The 22,702-nt window shown below is 61.6% G+C and carries 8 protein-coding genes; 5 read left to right on the top strand and 3 right to left on the bottom strand.

Features of this window, described 5'->3' with window-relative positions:
• Nucleotides 1-5: 5 nt before the first annotated feature.
• Nucleotides 6-1,634: a pyoverdine maturation tyrosinase PvdP gene (gene pvdP, locus AC07S6_RS23200; RefSeq protein ID WP_197882124.1), complete on the bottom strand. Its 1,629-nt coding sequence runs from the start codon at nucleotides 1,632-1,634 to the stop codon at nucleotides 6-8.
• 142 nt (nucleotides 1,635-1,776) lie between these two features.
• Between pvdP and pvdM the strand changes: the two genes are divergently transcribed.
• From pvdM to pvdO, 3 genes are read left to right on the top strand one after another with little or no spacing between them, the layout of a single operon-like run.
• Nucleotides 1,777-3,126: a pyoverdine-tailoring dipeptidase-like protein PvdM gene (gene pvdM, locus AC07S6_RS23195; RefSeq protein ID WP_495113148.1), complete on the top strand. Its 1,350-nt coding sequence runs from the start codon at nucleotides 1,777-1,779 to the stop codon at nucleotides 3,124-3,126.
• 18 nt (nucleotides 3,127-3,144) lie between these two features.
• The gene (gene pvdN, locus AC07S6_RS23190) at nucleotides 3,145-4,413 is read left to right on the top strand and encodes a pyoverdine-tailoring periplasmic protein PvdN (protein ID WP_197882121.1); all 1,269 of its coding nucleotides are present in this window, start codon (nucleotides 3,145-3,147) and stop codon (nucleotides 4,411-4,413) included.
• 29 nt (nucleotides 4,414-4,442) lie between these two features.
• Nucleotides 4,443-5,315, top strand: a complete 873-nt coding sequence (gene pvdO / locus AC07S6_RS23185) for a dihydropyoverdine dehydrogenase (protein ID WP_034127738.1) — start codon at nucleotides 4,443-4,445, stop codon at nucleotides 5,313-5,315.
• Between the two features lie 138 nt (nucleotides 5,316-5,453).
• Here the strand turns inward: pvdO and AC07S6_RS23180 are convergent, their stop codons facing one another.
• A complete protein-coding gene (locus tag AC07S6_RS23180; RefSeq protein WP_490615577.1) occupies nucleotides 5,454-6,281 on the bottom strand; it encodes a N(5)-hydroxyornithine transformylase PvdF in 828 nt (275 codons plus the stop codon).
• A gap of 202 nt (nucleotides 6,282-6,483) precedes the next feature.
• On the opposite strand from AC07S6_RS23180, the gene AC07S6_RS23175 reads away from it, so the two are divergent.
• Nucleotides 6,484-8,136, top strand: a complete 1,653-nt coding sequence (locus AC07S6_RS23175; RefSeq protein WP_197882118.1) for a cyclic peptide export ABC transporter — start codon at nucleotides 6,484-6,486, stop codon at nucleotides 8,134-8,136.
• A 118-nt stretch (nucleotides 8,137-8,254) separates the two neighbouring features.
• Nucleotides 8,255-10,696, top strand: coding sequence for a TonB-dependent siderophore receptor (locus AC07S6_RS23170; RefSeq protein ID WP_495113147.1), 2,442 nt, complete (start codon nucleotides 8,255-8,257; stop codon nucleotides 10,694-10,696).
• A gap of 147 nt (nucleotides 10,697-10,843) precedes the next feature.
• Here the strand turns inward: AC07S6_RS23170 and AC07S6_RS23165 are convergent, their stop codons facing one another.
• On the bottom strand, nucleotides 10,844-22,699 hold the full coding sequence (locus AC07S6_RS23165; protein WP_495113146.1) for an amino acid adenylation domain-containing protein: 11,856 nt from the start codon (nucleotides 22,697-22,699) through the stop codon (nucleotides 10,844-10,846).
• Nucleotides 22,700-22,702: the final 3 nt, after the last annotated feature.

Genomic DNA, 22,702 nt, shown 5'->3' with positions numbered 1-22,702 from the left:
CCCTGCTAAGCCTCGCGTTTGAGTTTCAGATGCCGCGCATACCATGGCCGTTGCGGCACACGTTTGAACAGCCCCTTGAGCAGCTCTTCATCGGCACCGAAGGTAATGCGCAGGGCCAGCTTCATGATCTCCGGGTCCATTTCCATCGAGCGCCCCTGTTGCAGCCCCGGTGTGGTACTGCAGCCATGGGTGTCCGGGCCCAGCCACGGGTCACCTATTTCCACCCAGCGGCCTGGCGCAAACCAGGCCACGCCGTTGACTTCCAGTCGGCTCACCTCGCCTGGGTTGAAGCGCTCGTGAGCACGAAACCAGTCTTCGATGCGGTCATCGATCCAGCCGTGGAAATGCCAGAACACCGGGTTTACATGGGATGAAAACGGGTCGCCCAGAAAGTCATTCTCCGGCGCATACCAACGTGCGGCAAAGTCTGCGGGGTCACGGGCGAAGGGCACCGGGGCGCCGTTGGACGGGTCGCGGGGCACCGAGGCCCAGCGCATATGCAGCCAATCGTGCAGGCCCAGCTCCATTTCTGAGCCCAGTTGGCCCAGGGTCAACTTGGCCAGGTAGCGTGGGTCACGGTATTGGGATTCCCACACCTGGAAGTTGCTGTGGTAGGTCTCGGCCGCCTTGATATCGCTGACCCACTGGGTGTAGTCGGCGTCATCTGGCGCTGACCAACAGGGCGGCAGTGCGAAACCGTCGTGGTTGTCGAAGTAGCGTACAAAGCCCAGGCGATCGCGCTCCAACGGCGGTTGCGGCGCGGGGAATTGCGGCCAGGAGGGCAAGTCCTGCATGGAACGTGCGGTGCCGAGCATGTGGCGGTGCATGAAGAAGAAGTCGATGCCCGACCCATTGCGGTCCTTGCGCTTGCCGCGGGCGTCGCGCTCCTGGCCACGGGGCCCGGGTTGCCAGCCGATGCCACGCAGGGCCTCGCGTTTCTCTTCGGAGAGCTTGTGCCACTGATCGCGGGTGGCGTGCCACAGTTGGTGAAACAGGCGATGTTCGGGGGAAACCAGCCAGGCCAGCAAGGTCGGGTTGAGACCGATGCGCTGGCGGGCTTCGGGGAACAGTTGTTTGTGGGCGATAAAACGGTTGTCGCGTTCGGTCAGCGCCAAGGGCCGGTCCAGGTCGAGGATGTGCCCGCTGAGGGTGGCGCTGCCGGCATTGCCGAAATCGGCCCAGACTTCATCCAGGGTCATTTTGAATTCATAGGCCGGCACGCCGCCGGCTGAATCGCGGTCGATCAAGCGCCAATAGAGCACGGCGCCCTCGCCCGTCAGCACATCACCCAAGACGCGGTAGCGCGGCTCGCCTTCAGCGCGCAGCTGCTCGGCGGTGTCCAGGTAACCGCGCAGGCCACGCCCACGTGGAGCGATGTCGAGCAGCAACTCCAGGCCATGCAGCGGCAGGCCCGCAAGGCCCGCATCGCGGCCTTCCAGGCGCAGGCTCCAGACGCCCCGCAGGGTGTTCGCCAGGTGCTGGCCTTGAGTGTCAGCGAGGTCGACCGTAGCTTCGCCGGGGGTGATGGGAAACTCTTCTTCCCGTGTCAACTCGCGATGGGCATAAAAGGCCGCGGGCACGGCTGCACCGGTCAGCGCCAGGCCTGCGATGAACCCACGTCGAGAGATTGTCATTGGCTACCTTAGGAAACGGCTTGATCAGAGCTAGAACGTTTGCAACCCGATGAAATTTACCGCCCTGCCCCCGCCACCTAAATTTCCCCCGTCATCGCTCGTCCTTCCCTGATAGCAAAGGCCTCAACTGACTGAGATGGCAATGACAAAATCACGTTCGAAAAAGGCGCTGTATATCGGCCTGCCGCTGGCCCTGGCTATCGGCGCGGGGGCTGGCTTGCTGGTCTGGGATCAGTGGTTCAAGGGCAACGCCGGCTACCCGCTGGAGGTGATCAAGCAGGCCAATGAGATGCAGGACCGCCTGTTGTCATTTGACAGCCACATCACCCTGCCCCTGGATTTCGGCACGGCGGGCAACGAGGCCGACAAGGATGGCAGCGGCCAGTTCGACCTGGCCAAGGCCGCCCGCGGTCGATTGTCGGGCGCCGCGCTGACGATCTTCGGCTGGCCGGAAATCTGGAACGGCGCCAACGCCCCGCACAAGCCCACCGACGGTTTTGTCGAAGAGGCTCGCCATGAGCAGGAGGTGCGCTACAAGATCATCTCCGGCATGGTGCGTGACTTTCCCAACCAGGTGGGCATTGCCTACACCCCGGCCGATATGCGCCGCCTGCACGGTGAAGGCAAGTTCGCGATTTTTATCAGCATGCTCAACGCCTACCCCCTGGGCAACGACCTGAACCAGCTGGATCTGTGGGCCGCACGCGGCATGCGCATGTTCGGGTTCAGCTACATCGGCAATAACGCCTGGTCCGACTCGTCGCGCCCGCTGCCGTTTTTCAATGACTCCCCCGACGCCCTTGAAGGCCTGTCGCCGATCGGCCAGCAGGCGGTGCATCGTCTCAATGACCTGGGCGTGATCATCGATGTGTCGCAGATGTCGACCAAGGCCCTGGAGCAGGTCGCGCAGTTGAGCCGCACGCCGATGGTGGCGTCCCATTCGGCGCCTCGGGCGTCAGTGGATATCCCGCGCAACCTCAGCGACAAGGAACTGCAACTGATCAAGAACAGCGGCGGCGTGGTGCAGGTGGTCGGCTTCCCCGCTTACCTGCGCCCTTTGAGCCAGCCGACTCAGGACAAGCTCAACGCTCTGCGCGCACGCTTCGACCTGCCGCCACTGCCCAACCTGGCCATGGCCCTGATGCCCGGCGATGCAATCATTGCCGCCTGGCCCGAGCAACGCTTCGGCCAATATGCCAGCGCGCTGTACGGCATTCTCGAGGAAGAACCCAAGGCCACCCTCAAGGACCTGGGCGACGCCATCGACTACACCGTGCGCAAGATCGGCATCGATCATGTCGGCATCGCCTCGGACTTCAACGACGGCGGCGGCCTCCAGGGCTGGGAGAACGTCGGCGAGGTGCGCAACGTCACTGCCGAACTGATCCAGCGCGGCTACTCCGAAGCCGATATCGCCAAGCTGTGGGGAGGCAACTTCCTGCGGGTGTGGGACCAGGTACAAAAAGCCGCCAAGCCATTGGCCAATCGCTAACCACCACGAAGTAAGTCCATGACCGACCGCCGTACATTTCTCAAGCAGGCCGGCGTCTTTGCCGCGAGCCTGCCGCTGGGCACCGCGTTGCTGCCTCAGGCAGTAGCCGCCGTTACGAACGACCCATGGACGGGATTGAAGCAACTGTTCAACCAAGACCCCAATTACCTGCATTTTTCCAACTTCCTGGTGGCCTCGCACCCCAGGCCCGTGCGCGAGGCCATAGAACGCTACCGCCAACAGATCGACCGTAACCCTGGCCTGGCCATGGACTGGGACCTGCAGGAAACCTGGAAGCGTGAGGGCCAGGTACGCGAGTGGGCAGGCCGCTACCTGAACGCCACGCCAGCGCAGATCGCCCTCACCGGCAGCACGTCCGAAGGGCTGGCGATGATCTATGGCGGGATCAAGGTGCGCGCCGACCAGGAAATCCTCACCACGGTGCATGAGCATTACGCCACCGAGTTCAGCCTGGACTTCCGGGTACGCAAGGAGCACACCCAGGTTCGCAAGATACGCCTGTTCAAAAACCCCAATCAGGTCTCGGCCGATGAAGTGCTGGGCAATATCCAGCGCAACATTCGCCCCAACACCCGTGTACTGGGCATGACCTGGGTGCAATCCGGCAGCGGCGTAAAACTGCCCATCGGTGAGATCGGCAAGCTGGTGGACGAACACAACCGCAACCGCGACGAGCCGGACCGCCTGCTCTATATCGTCGATGGTGTGCACGGCTTCGGCGTGGAAGACCTCGACTTCCCCGCTATGCACTGCGACTTCTTCATCGCTGGCACCCACAAGTGGATGTTCGGCCCGCGGGGCACCGGCCTGGTGTGCGCCCGCGAGACCGAAAACAAATACGTCACACCGATGATTCCGACCTTCTCCGAAGACAAAAACTTCGCCACGACCATGACGCCCGGCGGCTACCACGCCTTCGAACATCGCTGGGCCGCCGACGAAGCCTTCAAGTTGCACCTGCAACTGGGCAAGGCGCCGGTGCAGGCGCGTATCCATGCCCTCAACACCGAACTCAAGGACCAACTGCTGGCCCACCCGCAGATCGAACTGGTGACACCGCGCAGCCCCGAGCTGTCAGCCGGATTCACCTTCTTTCGGGTCAAGAACCGGGACAGCGATGCCGTTGCGGCCTACCTGATGAAAAACCGCGTGGTGGTGGACGCGGTGGACCGTGACGTTGGCCCGGTGATTCGCACCTCGCCGGGCCTGCTTAACAACTCCGATGAGATCCAGCGCTTCATGACCCTGCTGAGCCAGCGGTTATGACCCCTTTTCCCTTTGAACGAGACGCCTCCATGATGCCATCCCGACTCAAACCGCTCACCGCATTGGCACTCACCGCCCTGTGCGGCGCCCTGCTGCCCGGCCTGGCCCAGGCCGCCGCCCCACAACCGGGCAAGGTCTTCAAAGACTGCAAGGACTGCCCGGAAATGGTGGTGCTGCCCGCCGGCACCTTCACCATGGGTACGCCGGACGACGAAGTGGGCCGCGAGCCTGACGAAGGCCCGATGCACGAGGTGACCTTCGCCAAGCCGTTCGCCATGAGCCGCTTCCATGTCACCGCCGGCGAATGGGACAGCTACGTGCGCCAGACCGGGGTCAAGATCGCCAATGGCGACGACCGCCCCGGCCGCGAATGCATCGCCAGCAAACCGCGCTACCCCCAGGGGCCACGGCAGCCGGCGGTGTGCATGGACATGGACGACATCAAGCAGTACGTGAGCTGGCTGTCCAAGAAGACCGGGCACACGTACCAGATGGTCAGCGAAGCCCAACGCGAATACGCCGCCCGCGCCGGCACCACCGGCCCGTTCCCCTTCCCGTTCGACGAAGGCAAGGGCTACAGCATCGCCCAGCACGCCAACACCTACGGCCCGGCGGACGGCTACAGCTATTCGTCGCCCGTGGGCAGCTACCCACCGAATGCCTTTGGCATGTATGACATGCACGGCAATGTGTATGAGCGGGTGGCTGATTGCGAGCATCCGAACTACGTCGGCGCGCCAACTGATGGCAGTGCCTGGGTGGAACCCAACTGCGAGGCCTACCAGATTCGCGGCAATGACTGGGGCGAGGCGCCGGTGTTTTCACGCTCGGGCAATCGCAACAACATCTATCCGCAGACGCGCGGGGATTGGATTGGGTTTCGGGTCGTGCGCGAACTCTAATACCTTGTAGGAGCGAGGGGGACGCCTAGTTCTTGCTCGCGAAAAACTCATAAACGCCGCGTTTATTCAGGAAGCACGCGTAATCGTTGACGTTTTTCGCGAGCAAGCTCGCTCCTACAGGGGTTCGCGCCCGCCTGTTCAGCCTTGTCTGGCCAACAGCTCCAAGCCTTCATGCAGCGCCGGGAACAGGCTGTTGTTGAAGTTGTTCCAGCGCAACTCAAGGATGGTGTCCTCCGGCGAAATCTCGGTCTTGAGCACGTCGTGGAACACCTCTCCCGAGTCGATGCCGTTATCCACGTAATGGAATGACGCACCGGTCCAATACAACGGCTCGCACGCCTGAGTCGCTTTGGTTGCCCAGTCGGTAATCGCCTGCCCACGTGCGCCGTACAGCGCATTCCAGGTGGCGTACGCCCCACGGCGTTCGTAAGGCGATTCGATGCGAGTGATGCCCGGATGAATGTTCATGATGCGCCGCGCAAACGGCGCACCCGGGCGCACCAGTTCGTCGAGGATCACCAGCAAACCATCCAGCACCACGATATCAGCCTTCAACTCCACCAGGGTGTCATGCAGCCGACGCTCGAAATCCTGCTTGCCGGCGACATGTTCGGCGCTGCCCCGTGGCAGGCGACGATAGGTCGACGGCACGCTGAGCAGCAGGTCGTTGACCAACGTGCCCTGCACACGCAAGTCCGCCGGGTACAGCCACTGGCGACCCGGCTGGTAGGCGAAGCCGTAGTCCGCCACCAACTGCTGGTCCCGCGGGTTGTGCTCATCGTCGTCATACACCACGCCTACGAGGTTGTAAGCCTCGCCCAGCGACGTGTCGTTGAGCGAGCCCACCAGAAACTCCAGCACCGATTTCATATAGCGCTCGTGGTCTTTATAGGCCACCGGTTGCCCCGCCTTGTCGGCGGCGGCATTTCTCAGGGACCAGACATACACCAGGTTCTTTTTCGTCATGTGTTTCGCTCTCGCTCAAAGGGCCACGCACGGCATTGATACACGTGCGCCTACAGAACAAGAACGAACCAGGCCCCGGGCAATTTATCGCCCACTGCCACCGCCCGGCACGCCGCGCTAAATAGTCACGCCACAGCTTCGTTTGTCATGGGTAAGGGTCTGTGTGCCCAGCCCCCTCTTTTTCACTTTCCGGGAAGTATTTATGACCGACCCCAAGCGCGGCGCCTTCAAAGGTTTGCTCGCATTGCTCAGGCCCTTTCGCACCATCGTGACGGTGTCCGTCGCCCTTGGCATGGCGGGCGGCCTGGCCATTACCTTGCTGTTGGCGACGATTAACAATGCCCTGCATTCGGCGGGGGGGATGACTCAGGGTGTGGTGTTGACCTTCGCCGCGTTGTGCGTGGTGGCGCTGGTCAGCTCGATCATTTCCGACATCGGCACCAACTACGTCGGGCAACGGATCATTGCCGCCCTGCGCAAGGACCTGGGTGAAAAGGTGCTGTCAGCGCCCATCGGGCAGATCGAGCAATATCGCTCGCACCGCCTGATCCCGGTGCTGACCCACGACGTGGACACCATCAGCGACTTTTCCTTTGCCTTCACGCCCCTGGCCATCGCCGCCACCGTTACCCTGGGATGCCTGGGTTACCTGGCTTACCTGTCCGTGCCGATGTTCCTGATGATGGTGGTCGCAATCATCATCGGCAGCGCCGTGCAATTCATCGCGGGCGGCAAAGGCATCCAGGGCTTCGATCTGGCCCGCAGCCACGAAGATGAATTGCAGCGTTACTACAATGCGATTGCTTCGGGAGCCAAGGAACTGCGCATGCACCGTCCGCGGCGGTTTCGCATGAACACCCACCGCATCCAGGAAACCGCAGACCGCATCAGCGATATCCAGGTGCGTTCAGTCAACATCTATATCCTGGCCAAGACCTTTGGCTCGATGCTGTTCTTCGTGGTCATCGGCCTGGCCCTGGCGATGCAGGCCTACAACCCCAACCCCGACCCCACGGTGATTACCGGCTTCGTGCTGGTACTGCTGTATATGAAAGGCCCGTTGGAGCACCTGCTGGGTTACTTGCCCGTGGTTGGCAAGGCGAAGATTGCCTTCGGGCGCATCAGCGAACTGTCGGAACGTTTTTCTTCGCCCGAGCCCCACTTGTTGATGGACGACAGTGAAGCGCCGAAGCCTGTGGTCAACAGCCTTGAACTGCGCAGCGTCAGCTACAGCCCGCCAGCGGTTGAAGGCAGCCAACCGTTCCACCTGGGGCCGATCAACCTGAGCATCAAGCAAGGCGATATCGTGTTTGTCGTGGGCGAGAATGGTAGCGGCAAGACCACCCTGATCAAGCTGCTGCTGGGCCTGTATCCACCTCAGGCGGGTGAGATCCTGCTCAACGGTACAGCGGTGACCGACCCAGAGCGCGACGATTATCGCCAGTTGTTCACCACGGTGTTTTCTGACTATTACTTGTTCGATGACCTGGTACAAGGCAGCGCCACCCAGTCCCTGGACAGCGCCACCAAATACCTTGAGCGCCTGGAAATCGCGCACAAGGTCAGCGTCAAGGACGGCGTGTTCAGCACCACTGACCTGTCCACCGGCCAACGCAAGCGCCTGGCCCTGGTCAATGCCTGGCTGGAAGAGCGCCCGGTACTGGTGTTCGACGAGTGGGCCGCCGACCAGGACCCGGCCTTCCGCCGCATCTTCTACACCGAGCTGCTGCCGGACCTCAAACGCCTGGGCAAGACCATCATCGTGATCAGCCACGATGATCGTTATTTCGACATCGCCGATCATCTGGTGCGCCTGCGCGCCGGTCAGGTGGTGCATGAGATGGAGCCTGCATGAAGTACCGGAATAATTTTTTCCGGTTTTGCGAAGTAGGAACGTCTCACTAGTGGTAATGAGAACTAACCTCAATAAACACTTAGAATTGCCCACTTAAAACATAGAAGAGAAAGCATCCATGCCAGCACGACTCGGTCTCAGCCCCCTGAGCAAAGCGCTATCTATGCGCCGGGCCCTGAACATCAACCTCTTGCCCAGTGCCTTGGCGTTGGCTGTGTCGATGCCGATTGCAGGCTATGTGCAGGCCCAGGAGATCGAGTTGAATATTCCTGCGCAGTCGCTGGGGAGCGCACTGCAGGAATTTGGCCGCCAGACCAATGTGCAGGTGCTCTACAGCCCGGGCGATGTGCAGGGCAAGAACAGCCCCGCCGTCAAGGGCAAGATGCAGCCGCAGCAGGCCATCAATGCATTGCTGGCCGGTAGCCAGACCACCTATAACCTCAATGGCAACACCTTGACTGTCACTGCTGCTGGTAGCGGTGGCGGGCTGGAGCTGAGCCCGACGCAAGTGACCGCCAACTACTTGGGCAACGTCACCGAAGGTTCTGGTTCCTACACGCCTGGCACGATTGCCACGGCTACACGTTTGACGTTGACCCCACGGCAAACTCCCCAGTCGATCACCGTGGTGACTCGCCAGCACATCGAGGATTTTGGCCTCAACAACATGGATGACGTGATGCGCCATACGCCGGGCATCACCGTTTCCGCCTACGACTCCGACCGCACCAACTACTATTCCCGTGGTTTTTCGGTCAATAGTTTCCAGTACGACGGTATTCCATCGACTGTGCGTAACGTCGGCTATTCGGCGGGCAACACCCTGAGCGACATGGCGATCTACGACCGTGTTGAAGTCCTCAAGGGCGCTACCGGCCTGCTCAACGGTGCCGGTTCCCTGGGTGCGACCATCAACTTGATCCGCAAGAAGCCAACCGCGGAATTCAAGGGCCATGTGCAATTGGGGGCGGGTTCCTGGGACAACTACCGCAGCGAAGTGGATGTCAGTGGCCCCTTGACCGACAGCGGCAATATCCGTGGCCGTGCGGTCGCTGCGTATCAGGACAAGAAGTCCTTTATGGACCACTACTCGCGCAAGACCGAAACCTACTACGGCATCACCGAGTTCGACCTGTCTCCCGATACCATGCTGACGGTGGGCTTCGATTACCAGGACAACATTCCGCAGGGTTCCAGTTGGTCCGGCTCCTTCCCGCTGGTCAACTCCAACGGCAGCATCAACAAAATGCCGCGCTCCTACAACAACGGCACCACCTGGAGTTCGTGGGAGCAAAACACGCGTACCGCCTTTGCCATGCTCGAGCATGACCTGGGCGACGGCTGGGTGACCAAACTCCAGCTCGACCACAAGATCAACGGCTACCACGCCGACCTGGGTTCGATCCAATTCGTCCAGCCGGCAGCCGATGGCACCGCTGAGATCAACGGGCAGAAATACACCGGCGAGACCAAGAGCACCTCGGCCGACCTCTACGCCACCGGCCCTTTCAGCCTGTTTGACCGCGAGCATGAACTGGTGGTGGGCGGCTCGATCGGCACCTCACGCTGGCAAGGCAAGGGGTACTGGTCGCCGGAATGGCCTGGCGGTAACAAGGTCGATTTCTATAACTGGAACGGCCATATCGCCAAGCCTATTTACGGCCCTGCCCAACAGCACATCGACGACACTATCCGTCAAACCGGGTATTACCTGACCGCCCGTTTCAACGTGATTGACGACCTGAACGTGATCCTGGGTGGGCGCGTGGCCAACTATCACGTGACTGGCAACAACCCTTCCTACAAGGAAACCGGGCGGTTCATTCCTTACGCCGGTGTCATCTACGACCTCAACGACAACTTCTCGGTATACGCCAGCTACACCGATATTTTCCAACCGCAGGAAAGCACCTATAAGGACCGTAACGAGAAGCTGCTGGAGCCAGACGAAGGGCAGAACTACGAGTTGGGCCTGAAGGGCGAGTTTTTCGATGGCCGCCTCAACACCAGCATCGCTTACTTCGAAGTGCATGAGACTAACCGCCCCATCTCGGATGACGCCTACAACAACCAGACACCTGCCCCGAACAACTGGGCGTTCAAGAGCTCCAAGGCCGTCACCAAAGGCTACGAAGCGGAAATTTCCGGTGAGTTGAGCCCAGGCTGGCAACTTCAAGGTGGCTACACCCACAAGATCGTACGAGACGAAGACGACAAGAAACTCTCCACCTTCGAACCCGAGCATCAGGTCAACCTGAACACCACCTACAAACTCAAGGGCGACCTGGACAAGTTCACCATCGGTGGCGGTGTACGCTGGCAGACCAAAGGTTGGAACGAGATCTGGAACGGGCCACTTGAGAAAAACCAGGACATCACCCAGGAGTCCTACTGGCTGGTGGACTTGATGACCCGCTACCAGGTCACCAAGAACCTGTCGGCTACCGTCAACTTCAACAACATCTTCGACAAGTCTTACTACACCAACGTGGGCTTCTATAACTCGGCCGCCTACGGTGAGCCACGTAATGTGATGGTCAGCACGCGCTGGGACTTCTGACTCCACGCGTCAATCGATCAAACGCCCGGTGAGCACCCCATGCTCACCGGGCTTTTTTTTTTGCGCGTGCAGAGATACTGGCGAAGAGGGATTGGAGCATAAAAAAACCCGGACACTGGATCCGGGTTTTTGTGGTTGAGCGGCGGCTTACCTCAACGCCTCTACCAAACTGCTGATAAACACCGCGCTGTCGATAATGCCGTCATGATCGGTCTCGATCATCACTGAGCGCTCGATGCGCCCTTGGCTGATCACCGTTGCCATTTGCTGCTCGATCAGGTCCTTGAAGCGCCCTGCCCGGCTCATGGACGCCCACCAACAAGTGACGGGTGCCTTGATCGGCTTGAAGTCAGCTTGCAGCAAACGCTCACTGAGTGCCCGGTCAACGTCCCAGGAAATCTGCGCCTCATTGCCACGCAGTAATTCATCCTTGATCACCGTGAAGGCTTCGCCCAAAGACTGTTCAGCCCAGTTCACAAATTCCTGCCATTGTCCCGCTTCATCCTCGCTATCCCGTTGGCATTGCTGCCAGGCGTGTTGGATGGACTCGGCGAACTCAGGAAACATAACCCCCAGCAACGCTGCGCGGCGCTCATTGGCTGAGATCTCGCGAGCGTCCTCGACCACCGCTGCGTCCCAATAGGGTGTAACCCATTGCGGCGGCGCAGCGTCGATCCAGCCGACAAACTCCACTTCTCGGCCGGCTTGCTCCAGGCCGTAGGCGACCTCCATCGCCAGGTTGCCGCCCAATGACCAGCCACCCACGCGGAACGCGCCTTGGGGTTGGGCCACCAACAATTGCGCGGTGTAGTCCTCGACCATTACCTGCCATTGCGGCACCGTGGCGCCCTCTTCGGCCAAGGCACGACACATGACCCCGAACACCGGGCGCTGCTCGCGCAAGGCCAGGGCAATCGCGGTGTAGCAATGCACCGAGCCGAAGCTTGGGTGGAACAGGAACAACGGCGTGCCTTGCGTCTGCTGGTTGAGCTTGACGATCAACGAAGACCGGCTATTGCCCTGCAGGCATTTGACCTGTCCCGCCACAGTAGGGTTAAGCATCAGTTGGCTGACAGACAGGTTCACGCCGCTGACCTTGCGAATTCGCTCCTTGAGCATCAGCACTCGCAATGAATGGCCACCGAGCTCGAAGAAGTTGTCGTTGAGCCCTACGCGCTCCACCTCCAGCACCTCGCTCCAGACCGCTGCGATTTGCTGCTCCATCTCGCTCACGGGCGCCTGGTATTGCGCGGCACCGTGAGCCTCTGGCTTGGGCAACGCCTTACGGTCCAGCTTGCCGTTCGGGCTCAACGGCATCTGCGCCAGCAGCACCCACTGCGCCGGGACCATGTAGTCGGGCAACTGCTCGGCGAGGTGTGCAACCACCCCTGCCTTCCACTCTTCAAGGGGCTGTTGCAGCACCAGGTAACCCACCAGGTGGGTACCGTCCACCGCCAGCACCGCGGCTTCGCGGACATTGTCGAACTCCAGCAGGCGCGCTTCGATTTCGCCCAACTCTATGCGCAGGCCGCGCAGTTTGACCTGGTGATCGATGCGCCCGGCATATTCAATCACGCCATCATCGCGATAACGCGCCAGGTCACCGGTGCGATACAGACGTGTGCCGCTGCCGAACGGGTCGGTCACAAACCGCTCGGCGGTAAGCGCCGCACGGCGGTGATAACCCCGCGCCAAGCCAATACCGCTCAAATACAGTTCGCCCAGCACACCCACTGGCGCAGGTTCCAGGTTGTCGTCCAGCACGTAGCAGCCCAGGTTGGCAATGGGTCGGCCAATGGGCACGGCGTCGCGACCTTCCTCGACACAGGTCCAATGGGTTACGTCGATAGCGGCTTCGGTAGGGCCGTACAGGTTGTACAAGCCGGCGTGGGGCAATTTGACGAACACCTGTTGCTGGGCATCCGCAGGCAACGCCTCCCCACTGCAAACGATGTGTTGCAGGCTCTGGCATGAAGTAACCGCCGCGTCTTGCAAGAACGCTTGCAACATGGAAGGCACGAAATGCAAGGTGGTGACCTGTTGCTCGTTGATCAGCCGTACCAGCCTGGCTGGATCACGATGATCGCCCGGTGCCGCCACTACCAGACGCGCGCCGGTCATCAGCGGCCAGAAAAACTCCCACACCGACACGTCAAAGCTGAACGGAGTTTTCTGCAACACGCTGTCGTGCGGCGTGAGCCCATATGCCTGTTGCATCCAGCACAGGCGGTTGGTCAGCGCGATATGGCGGTTGCCAGCGCCCTTGGGCTGACCGGTGGAGCCGGAGGTGTAGATCACATAGGCAAGGTTTTCGCTGTGCACCGGGATATTCGGGTTGTGGCTGCTGAAGGTTTCCAGCCAGGTATCGCCATGTTCCAGCACCAGGGTTTGCACACCGGCAGGAACCGGCAGTTGCGCCAGTAGATGAGCCTGGGTCAACAGCAGTTGCACACCACTGTCCTGCAGCATGTACGCCAGGCGATCACGAGGATACTCGGGGTCCAGCGGCACATAAGCGCCACCGGCCTTGAGCACCGCCAACAGGCCAACCACCATCTCCACCGAGCGCTCTGCCGCCAGCCCCACCAGCACATCCGGGCCAACCCCGGCCGCCATCAAGCGATGTGCCAGGCGATTGGCCCGGGCGTTCAACGCGCTGTAACTCAAGGCTTGCCCCGCGAAAATCAAGGCAGGTGCATCCGGTGTACGCAGCACCTGAGCCTCGATCAGCGTGTGGACCGCTTGATCCAGCGGGTAATCCACCGCAGTGGCGTTCCAATCATGCAATACCCACTGACGCTCGGCCTGCGCCACTGAGGGCAACGCGCCAAGGCGCTGACTGCCGTCGCTGGCCATGGCCAGCAGCAACTGCTGGAAGTGCTCGGCCAAACGCTGGATATGCGCGCCGCTGAAAGCCTGGCGGGAGTAATTGAACTCCAAGCCCAGTGTCTGGCCTATAGCCAACAACACGGTCAATGGATAGTGGGTCTGTTCCAGGCTGTGCACTGCGCCAAAACGCAGCCCCGACGGTGCGCCCTGCTCCAGCGCCTCGGACACCGGGTAGTTCTCGAACACCAGGATACTGTCGAACAGCGCTTCTCCACCCAGCCCGGCCCAACGCTGGATCTCGAACAGCGGCGTGTGTTCATGCTCACGCAAGCCAACGTTCTGTTGCTGGAGTTGCTCCAGCCAATGGCTGACCAACATTTGCGCATCCGGCGTCGCCACCACCGGCAGCGTGTTAATGAACAAGCCGACCTGCTGTTCAATGCCACGCAGTTCCGCCGGACGCCCTGCTACCGTGGCGCCGAATGCTACGGTGGCTTGCCCGGTGTGGTGATGCAACAGCAACAACCAGGCGCCTTGCACCAGAGTATTGAGGGTCACCTTGTAACGTTGGGCGAAGGCTTTGAGGTGTTCGGTTTGCGCAGCATCCAGGCTCAAGCGATGCTCGCCATTGACCGCCTTGGCCGCATCCACCTCAGCCTCTACGGCACCGGCCAGGCGCGTGGGCGCCTGCAAGTTGACCAGTTGCGCCTGCCAGAACGCCTGGCTGACGGCTTTGTCCTGTGCCTGCAACCAGGCGATGTAGTCGCGGTACCGCCCGGTCGGCGCTGGCAGCGGCTCACCGGCATACTGTTGCAACACCTCGCCGAACAGCTGCGAACCACTCCAGCCATCCATCAAAATATGGTGATTGGTGTAGATCAGGTGGTAGCTCGTCGCCCCCGTGCGTACTAGCGTCAAGCTCAACAGCGGTGCCTGCTCCAGGACAAAACCCTGGGTGCGTGCCGACTCGGCCAGCTCATCCAGGGCCTGGTTGCAGTCCTTACGGGTCTGCCAATCCAACGCCATGAACGGCAGGCGCACCTGCTTGTAGACCACCTGCAAAGGCTGTTCAAGCTCCGCCTGCCAGACAAAACCGCTACGCAGGATCTCGTGGCGTTGCACCGCCACCTGCCAGGCCTGGTGGAAGCGCGCCACATCCAGGCCCTGCACATCAATGCGCATCTGGTTGATGTAGTCACCCGAACCTTCGCCGTACAGCGATTGGAACAGCATGCCTTGCTGCATGGGTGACAATGGGTACAGGTCTTCGACCTCCACCACGTTCAGTGCCAAGCCATCCAACTGGTCCTGGGACAACCGCGCCAACGGGAAGTCCGACGGCGTCACGCCCTGATGCGCCGACTCACAACAATGATCAATCAGAGCCTTGAGCTCCAAGGCATAGTCGTCGGCCAAGCACTTGACGGTTGCTTCACCGAACATCGCCTGGCTGAAACTCCAGTTCAACTTCAGCTCGCCACCATAGATCTGACCATTGATTTCCAGCCAGTTGCCCAAAGGTGCCTGCGGGCTTTGCTCGGCACCACTGGCATCAGCGGTCGGCGTGAACAGTCCTGGCTGTTCGCCGCTGTCGAAGCTGGCATCGAACTGCCCCAGATAGTTGAAGGTGATACGCGGCTGCGGCAAGGCCGCCAACGCCTGTTGCGTTGCGGCATTACCCAGGTAACGCAGGGCACCGAACCCCAGGCCCTTGTCGGGCACGGCTCGCAGCTGCTCCTTGATGCGCTTGAGGGAAGCAGCCAGGGAATCGGCCGGTGCCAGTTGCACAGGGTAAAGGCTGGTGAACCAACCGACAGTGCGAGTCAGGTCGATGTCATCGAACAGATCTTCGCGGCCATGACCTTCAAGCCGGATCAACGTCGAAGCCTCGCCGCTCCAGCGCGTAATAACTCGCGCCAGGGCAGTCAACAGCAGGTCATTGATCTGGGTGCGATAGGCACTCGGCGCGTCGTGCAGCAAGCGCCGAGTATAGGTGGCATCCAGGTGTGTGCTCACACTCAGGGCCAGTTGGTTGCTCAGGCTCGCCTGTGGATCGGCGCCCGGCAAACCGACCGGACTGCCCTGCAATTGCGTCTGCCACCAAGCCAGCTCGTGTTGTAACGCCGGGCTGTGGGCGTAGGTCTGCAGGCGAGCAGCCCAGGCGCGGGTGGCGCTGGTCTTGGCTGGCAGTGTCACAGGGGCGCCTTGGGCCAGTTGTTGATACGTGCTTTGCAAGTCTTCAAGCAGGATGCGCCACGACACACCGTCCACCACCAAGTGATGGATCACCAGCAACAAGCGCTGTGAACCATCGGCCAACTGCGCCAACACCGCACGCAATAACGGGCCTGCGCCTAAGTCGAGACTGCGCTGGGCCTCTTCGCCCAAGGCCTCAAGTTCTTCGACGCTGTTCAATGTGGTTTGCCATAGCACCTGTTCAGCCTGGTGCTGATCCGGACCACGGTAGGCCGCGCTCCAGCCCTGTGCGCCCTCGACAAAGGTGCTGCGCAAGGCATCGTGATGCACGATCAACGCCTGCAGTGCGGCCAACAACAGCGGTACCTGCAACGGCTGGTGCGGTTGCAGCACCGCAGATTGGTTCCAGTGATGACGCTGGGGAATCTCATCGGCAAAAAAACTGTGTTGCACCGGCAACAACAGCAAATCGCCAGTCAGCGGCGCCTGATCCATCTGCACTACACCGTCGCCTTCCCTCGCGACCGTCGCCAGGCTCTGCACAGTCTGATGCTGGAACAACTCTTTGGGCGTGAAACGCACACCGGCCTGGCGAGCGCGGCTGACCAGTTGAATCGAAATGATCGAATCGCCGCCCAGTTCGAAGAAATTATCATGCAAGCCCACCTGCGGCAGACGTAGCACATCGGACCAGATCGCGGCGATCTTCTGCTCCAACTCGCTCTGAGGTGCCACATACACCTGCTGCATCTGACTCACATCCGGCAGCGGCAAGCCCTTGCGGTCGAGCTTGCCGTTGGGGGTCAGCGGCATACGCTCAAGGAACATCAAATGCGTCGGCACCATGTAGTCCGGCAAGCGGGTTTTCAAGGCGCGCCGCAAGGTTTCGCGACCGTTTGATTGAGCGACAGCATCACCCAGGAGCGTCGGGTCCAGTGGTACGACATAGGCCACCAGTTGTTTGCCGGTCGGCCCCTCCTGGGCCACCACCACGGTTTCACCGACACTGGCTTGCTCACGCAAGCGCGCTTCGATTTCCCCCAGTTCGATACGGAAACCGCGAATCTTCACCTGATGGTCCACACGCCCCAAGTAATCCACCACGCCATCCGGACGCCCGCGGGTCAGGTCGCCGCTGCGATATACGCGACTGCCGGGCTTGCCGAACGGGTCCGGCACGAAGCGTTCGGCGGTTAACGCCGGACGCTCCAGATAACCCCGGGCCACGCCCTCGCCGCCCAGGTACAACTCGCCGGCTACGCCGATGGGTTGCAGGTTCAGTTGCGCATCCAACACGTAGCCACTGCGGTTACCCAACAAAGTGCCGATGGGCGCGTAGACGGCGCCACATAGGTCGCCCTTGCGTGCCTTCCACAACAGCGGTGTGACCACGGTTTCCGTCGGGCCATAGCCGTTGAACAGGTACTTGGGTTTCAGCGCGCGCCACGCCAGGTCATAGCTGGCCTGGGCCACCGCATCACCGCCAAAGCAGTACACCCGCACCGCCGGCGGGTTGCCGTCGCGCTCGGCATGTTCGGCCAACTGTTGCAGGTACACCGGTGGGAACACCGCCATGGTCACGTTATGGCGATGCATCTGCTCGTAGGTGTATTCCGGCAGCCACAGGCTGTCGTCACGGATCAACACGCTGGCGCCGTTGATCAGCGGGTGCATCCAGCCTTCGTGGGAGCCGTCGAAGGCGAAGGACATGAAGTGCAGTTCGCAATCGGCCGGGGAGGTTTCATAGCGCTCGCCAGTGGCGATGATATGCGCCACCAGCGGGCCGTGTGACACCGCCACGCCCTTGGGCAAACCGGTGGAACCGGAGGTGTAGATCACGTAGGCGAGGTTGTCGCCGTCCAGCGCCACAGTCGGGGCCGTATCGCTGTAATCCGACCAGGCTTGCACCTGATCCACCGCCAAGGCGTCGAGGCCGTCCGGGATCGGCAACCGGTGTTGCACGGCCGAATGGGTCAACAGCAATTTCGAGCGGCTGTCTTGCATCATGTACAGCAGGCGATCACGTGGGTATTCGATATCCAGCGGCACATACACACCGCCGGCTTTCATAACCGCCAGGAACGCCACCATGATCTCGGCACTGCGCGGCATGGCGATGGCCACCCGCACTTCCGGGCCGACGCCACGGGCGATCAAGGCATGGGCCAGGCGGTTGGCCTGGCGATCCAGTTCGCCGTAAGTCAGGGTTTGCGCGTCGAATTTCACCGCCACCGCGTCCGGGGTTTCGCGGGCGCGATCGCCGACCAATTCGTGCACCAGGCGCTCGGCCGAAAAGCCAGACTCCGTGCGGTTCCACAGTTGCAGGATCTGTTGTTGTTCGGTCGCGTCCAGCAGGCTTAACTGGCTGAGCTGCTGTCGTGGGTTGGCGACCATACCTTGCAGCAGGTTCTGCCAGTGACGCGCCATGCGTTGCACGGTGCTGGCTTCGAACAGGTCCTGGGCATAACCCAAGGTGGCCCATATACCTTCGGTGGACTCCTGAATATCCAGGTCCAGGTCGAAATGTGCGGTCTTGCTGTCCCAGTCCAGGCCTTCTACCCGCAGCCCTGGCAATTGGTGCTGAACCTGAGCCTGGCCGACGTCAGTCTGATGATTGAACATGACCTGGAACAGCGGGTTGTGGCTCAGGCTACGCTCAGGTTGCAGGGCTTCGACCAGTTGTTCGAACGGTAAATCCTGATGGGCCTGGGCTTGCAGGGCGCGTTGCCGAACGTGCTGCAGCAACTGCTCGACACTCATCTGCCCATGCACATCGGCCTTGAGCACCTGGGTGTTGACGAAGAAACCAATCAAGCGCTCGGTCTCGCTGCGATTGCGGTTGGCAATCGGCACGCCGACACGTATTTCTTCCTGGCCGCTGTAGCGGTGCAACAAAGTCTGGAACGATGCCAGCAGCAACATGAACAGGGTCACGCCCTGCTGTTGGGCCAAAGCCTTGAGCCCCTGAGTGAGTTCGGGCGCCAGCTCGAACGCCAGGCGCGCGCCGCGGTGGCTCTGCACAGCCGGGCGCTGATGATCGAACGGCAACTCCAGCACGCTCTGCTCACCGCCCAACAGTTCACGCCAGTAGGCCAGTTGACGTTGCTTTTCACCGGCGTCCATCCAACTGCGCTGCCATACGGCATAATCGGCATACTGGATCGGCAGCGCCGGCAACTGCACGTCCTGGCCCTGGCTGTAACCGGCATACAACTGCACCAGTTCCTCGACCACCAACTGCATCGACCAACCATCGGAGACGATGTGATGTTGCACCAACACCAACACATGCTCGTCGGCGGCCAAGCGCAACAGCGTGACACGCAGCAACGGGCCTTGTTGCAGGTCGAACGGCTGGGCGATCAGCGCTTTCACCCTGGCTTTGAGCTGGGCGTCATCGACATCAGCCTGGGTGATCGGCAAGGACATTGGCGGCTCAATCACTTGCACCGCGCCGTCGTGATCCTGGCGGATATGGGTGCGCAGGCTTTCATGACGCGCCAGCAAGCTATCGAAACTGCGTTGCAACGCAGCCAGGTCCAATTGCCCTTTCAGGCGCAGCGCGCTGGGAATGTGATACGCCGCGCTGTGGGGTTCCAGTTGCCAGAGAAACCATTGTCGCTCCTGGGCGTAAGACAGCGGTAACGGCTGCACGCGCCCCGCCGGCAGCAGGGCCGGCGCCGTTGGCGATGGGCTCTCCTGGGCTTGCATGGCCGCGACAAACGCCTCCAGCCGCGGGTGTTCGAACACGGCTTTGAGCGGCACTTCCAGGCTCAGGGTCTGGCGGATGTGTGACACCACCTGCATCGCCAACAAGGAATGCCCGCCCAGTTCGAAGAAGTGCTGGTTCAAGCCCACCCGTTCGACCCCCAGAATAGCCGCCCAGATCGCCGCCACCTGTTGTTGCAACGGGGTGACCGGCACCCGCCAATCCTGTTGTTCCACGCTGGCATCTGGCTTGGGCAGGGCCTGGCGATCCAGCTTGCCGTTGGGGTTGAGCGGCATGCGGTCGAGGAAGATCAGGTGCGCCGGCACCATGTAGTCCGGCAGGTGGTCGCGCAAGGTGGCCATCAGCTGTTCGCCCACCTCGGCGCGCTCGGTTTCAGACAGCGTCTGCGCAGGTACCAGATAGGCCAGCAGTTGGTTGTCGGCAGCCAGCAACAGCGCTTCACGCACGCTGTCCTGGGCCAGCAGCACAGTTTCGATCTCACCCAGTTCTATGCGAAAACCACGGACCTTGACCTGGTGATCGACCCGCCCGACATATTCCACCACACCATCGGCGCGATAGCGCGCCAGGTCGCCGGTGCGGTACAGGCGCTCGCCGGATGGGCTGAACGGGTCAGCGACAAAGCGCTCGGCGGTCAGGCCTGGCCGCTGCAAATACGCACGGGCCAAGCCATTGGCGCTGGCGATATAGAGTTCACCCACGGCGCCCAGCGGTAGCAGGTTCAGATCACGGTCCAGCACATACAGGCCACGCCCTGGTAGCGCCCGGCCAATGGGGCTGGCACCGCCGGCGCTGACGGCGCTCGGGTCAGTGCAGTCCAGCACGCTGGAAACCACGGTGGCCTCGGTAGGCCCGTAGGTATTGAGCAAGCGCACATGGCCGAGCCCGGCGCGCTGCCACAACAGCGGGCCGTCCAACGGCATGGCTTCGCCGCCGATATGGATCTGGCGCAAGGCACCATAGGTCCTTGGGCCTGCTGCCAGGCAATCTTGCAGGAACAGCTTCCAGTAGGCCGTGGGCAAGTCGGCCAGGGTAACGCCCTGGGTGATGATCTGCCGGTACAGCTCGGCACCGTCCCACAACTGCGGGCCACGCAGTACCACGGTGGCACCAAGGGTCAGCGCCGGGTACAGCTGCTCGACGAAACCGTCGAAGTTCAAGGTGGCAAACTGCAACACTCGGTCCTGGGCAACCAGCTGCGAGTAATCCGCCGCGATGCCAGCGAACTCACTCAGTGCTGCATGGCTGATGGCAACCCCCTTGGGCTTGCCTGTGGAGCCGGAGGTATAGATCACATACGCCAGGCTCTGGGGCTCGACATCAACCGGCAAATTATCGTCGGCACGCAACGCCAACTGCGCCTGGACCCGGTCGATGTCCACCGCCAGCACCTGGGCCGGCAACGGCAGGCGCCCATGCAGGTGCGATTGAGTCAACACCAGGCCCACACCACTGTCCTCAAGCATATGCGCCAGGCGTTCGCGGGGGTACTCAGGGTCCAGCGGCACATAGGCCGCTCCTGTCTTGAGCACCGCGAGCAAGCTGACCACCATGGCAAAGGAGCGCTCCACGGCGATCCCCACCAGCCCTTGGGGGCCGACGCCCTGAGCCAGCAGGTAATGCGCCAGGCGGTTGGCCTGACGGTTCAGTTCCCCATAGCTGAGGGTCTGATCATCCAGGGCCAGGGCTTGACGTTCCGGCTGCTGATCAGCCTGGGCTTCAAACAGCCGGTGTACAGCCTCAAAGGGGGTGACACCGGCCGGAGTGTTCCAGTCCTGGAGCATCCTGTGTTGCTCAGCGGCACCCACTATTGGCAGTTCACAGAGGCGGCTGCGGGGTGCACTCACCACCGCCTGCAGCAGGTGCTGCCAATGTTGCGCCAAGCGCTCGATGGTGGCGGCATCGAACAGGTCGGTGGCGTAGGTCAGCGCGGCCCAAAGCCCGTCGGCGGATTCATGGGTGTCCAGGCTCAGGTCAAAATGGGTGGTCTGGCTGTCCCAGTCCAGTTCCACCACACGCAGGCCCGGTAACTGCTGGCCTTCGCGGCCGCCTTGGGCATCGGTCTGGTGGTTGAACATCACCTGGAACAATGGGTTGTGGCTCAAGCTGCGCTCGGGCTGCAACGCCACCACCAGTTGTTCGAACGGCAGGTCCTGATGGGCCTGGGCCTCCAGGGCGCGGCGTTTGGTTTGTTGCAGCAGCTCGGCAAAGCTCATCTGCCCGTCAAGGTCAGCCTTGAGTACCTGGGTGTTGACGAAGAAGCCGATCAGCCGCTCGGTTTCGACGCGGTTACGGTTGGCGTTCGGCACGCCAATGCGGATATCCGACTGCCCGCTGTAGCGATACAAAAGGGCTTGGAACGACGCCAGCAGTAGCATGAACGCGGTCACGCCCTCTTGCTGCGCCAGGCGCTTGAGCCCCGCCACCAGCGTCGGTTGCAGATGCACCTGCAGGCTTGCACCGCGATGGCTTTGCTGCGCCGGGCGCGGGCGGTCAAGCGGCAATTCCAGCACCGGTTGCTCGCCGCCCAGCAGGGCCTGCCAATACGCGAGTTGGCGCGCCTGTTCCCCGGCTTCCATCCAGCCGCGTTGCCACAGCGCGTAGTCGGCGTACTGGATCGGCAGTTCCGGGAGTTGCAGGTCATGGCCCTGGCTATGGGCGGCGTAGAGCTGCACCAGTTCCTCCACCATCACCTGCATCGACCAGCCATCGGAGACGATGTGGTGCTGCACCATCACCAGCACATGCTCATCCTCGGCCAGTTGCAACAGCGTCACACGCAACAACGGCGCCTGGTGCAAATCGAACGGCCGCGCCACCTCCTCTTCCACCCGCGCCATCAACTGCGCTTGGTCGACATGCGCCTGCTGGATCTGCACCCGCGCCTGCGGCATCACTGCCTGCCACAGGCGTTGACCGTCATCGACCAATTGCGTGCGCAAGCTTTCATGCCGGGCCAGCAGGCTGTCGAAACTGCGTTGTAACGCTGCCAGGTCCAAGTGCCCGTGCAAACGCAGGGCGCCAGGGATGTGGTAGGCGGTGCTGTCCTTGTCCAGTTGCCAGAGGAACCACTGGCGTTCCTGGGCGTAAGACAACGTCGGTGTGTCGCTGTCGTGGCGGGTCGGAGCAATCGGCAGTTGAGCGAAACTCATGCCCCGGCTTTGCAGGCGCTGGTAAAACTGCTGGCGCTGCTCCAGAGGCAAGCGAAGAAAGCGCGACACCAGGTCGATATTCGGGTTGGAAAGCATGGT

The organism is Pseudomonas sp. GW821-FHT07B01 (assembly GCF_059419065.1).
This window is presented reverse-complemented; position numbering and strand designations above follow the sequence as displayed.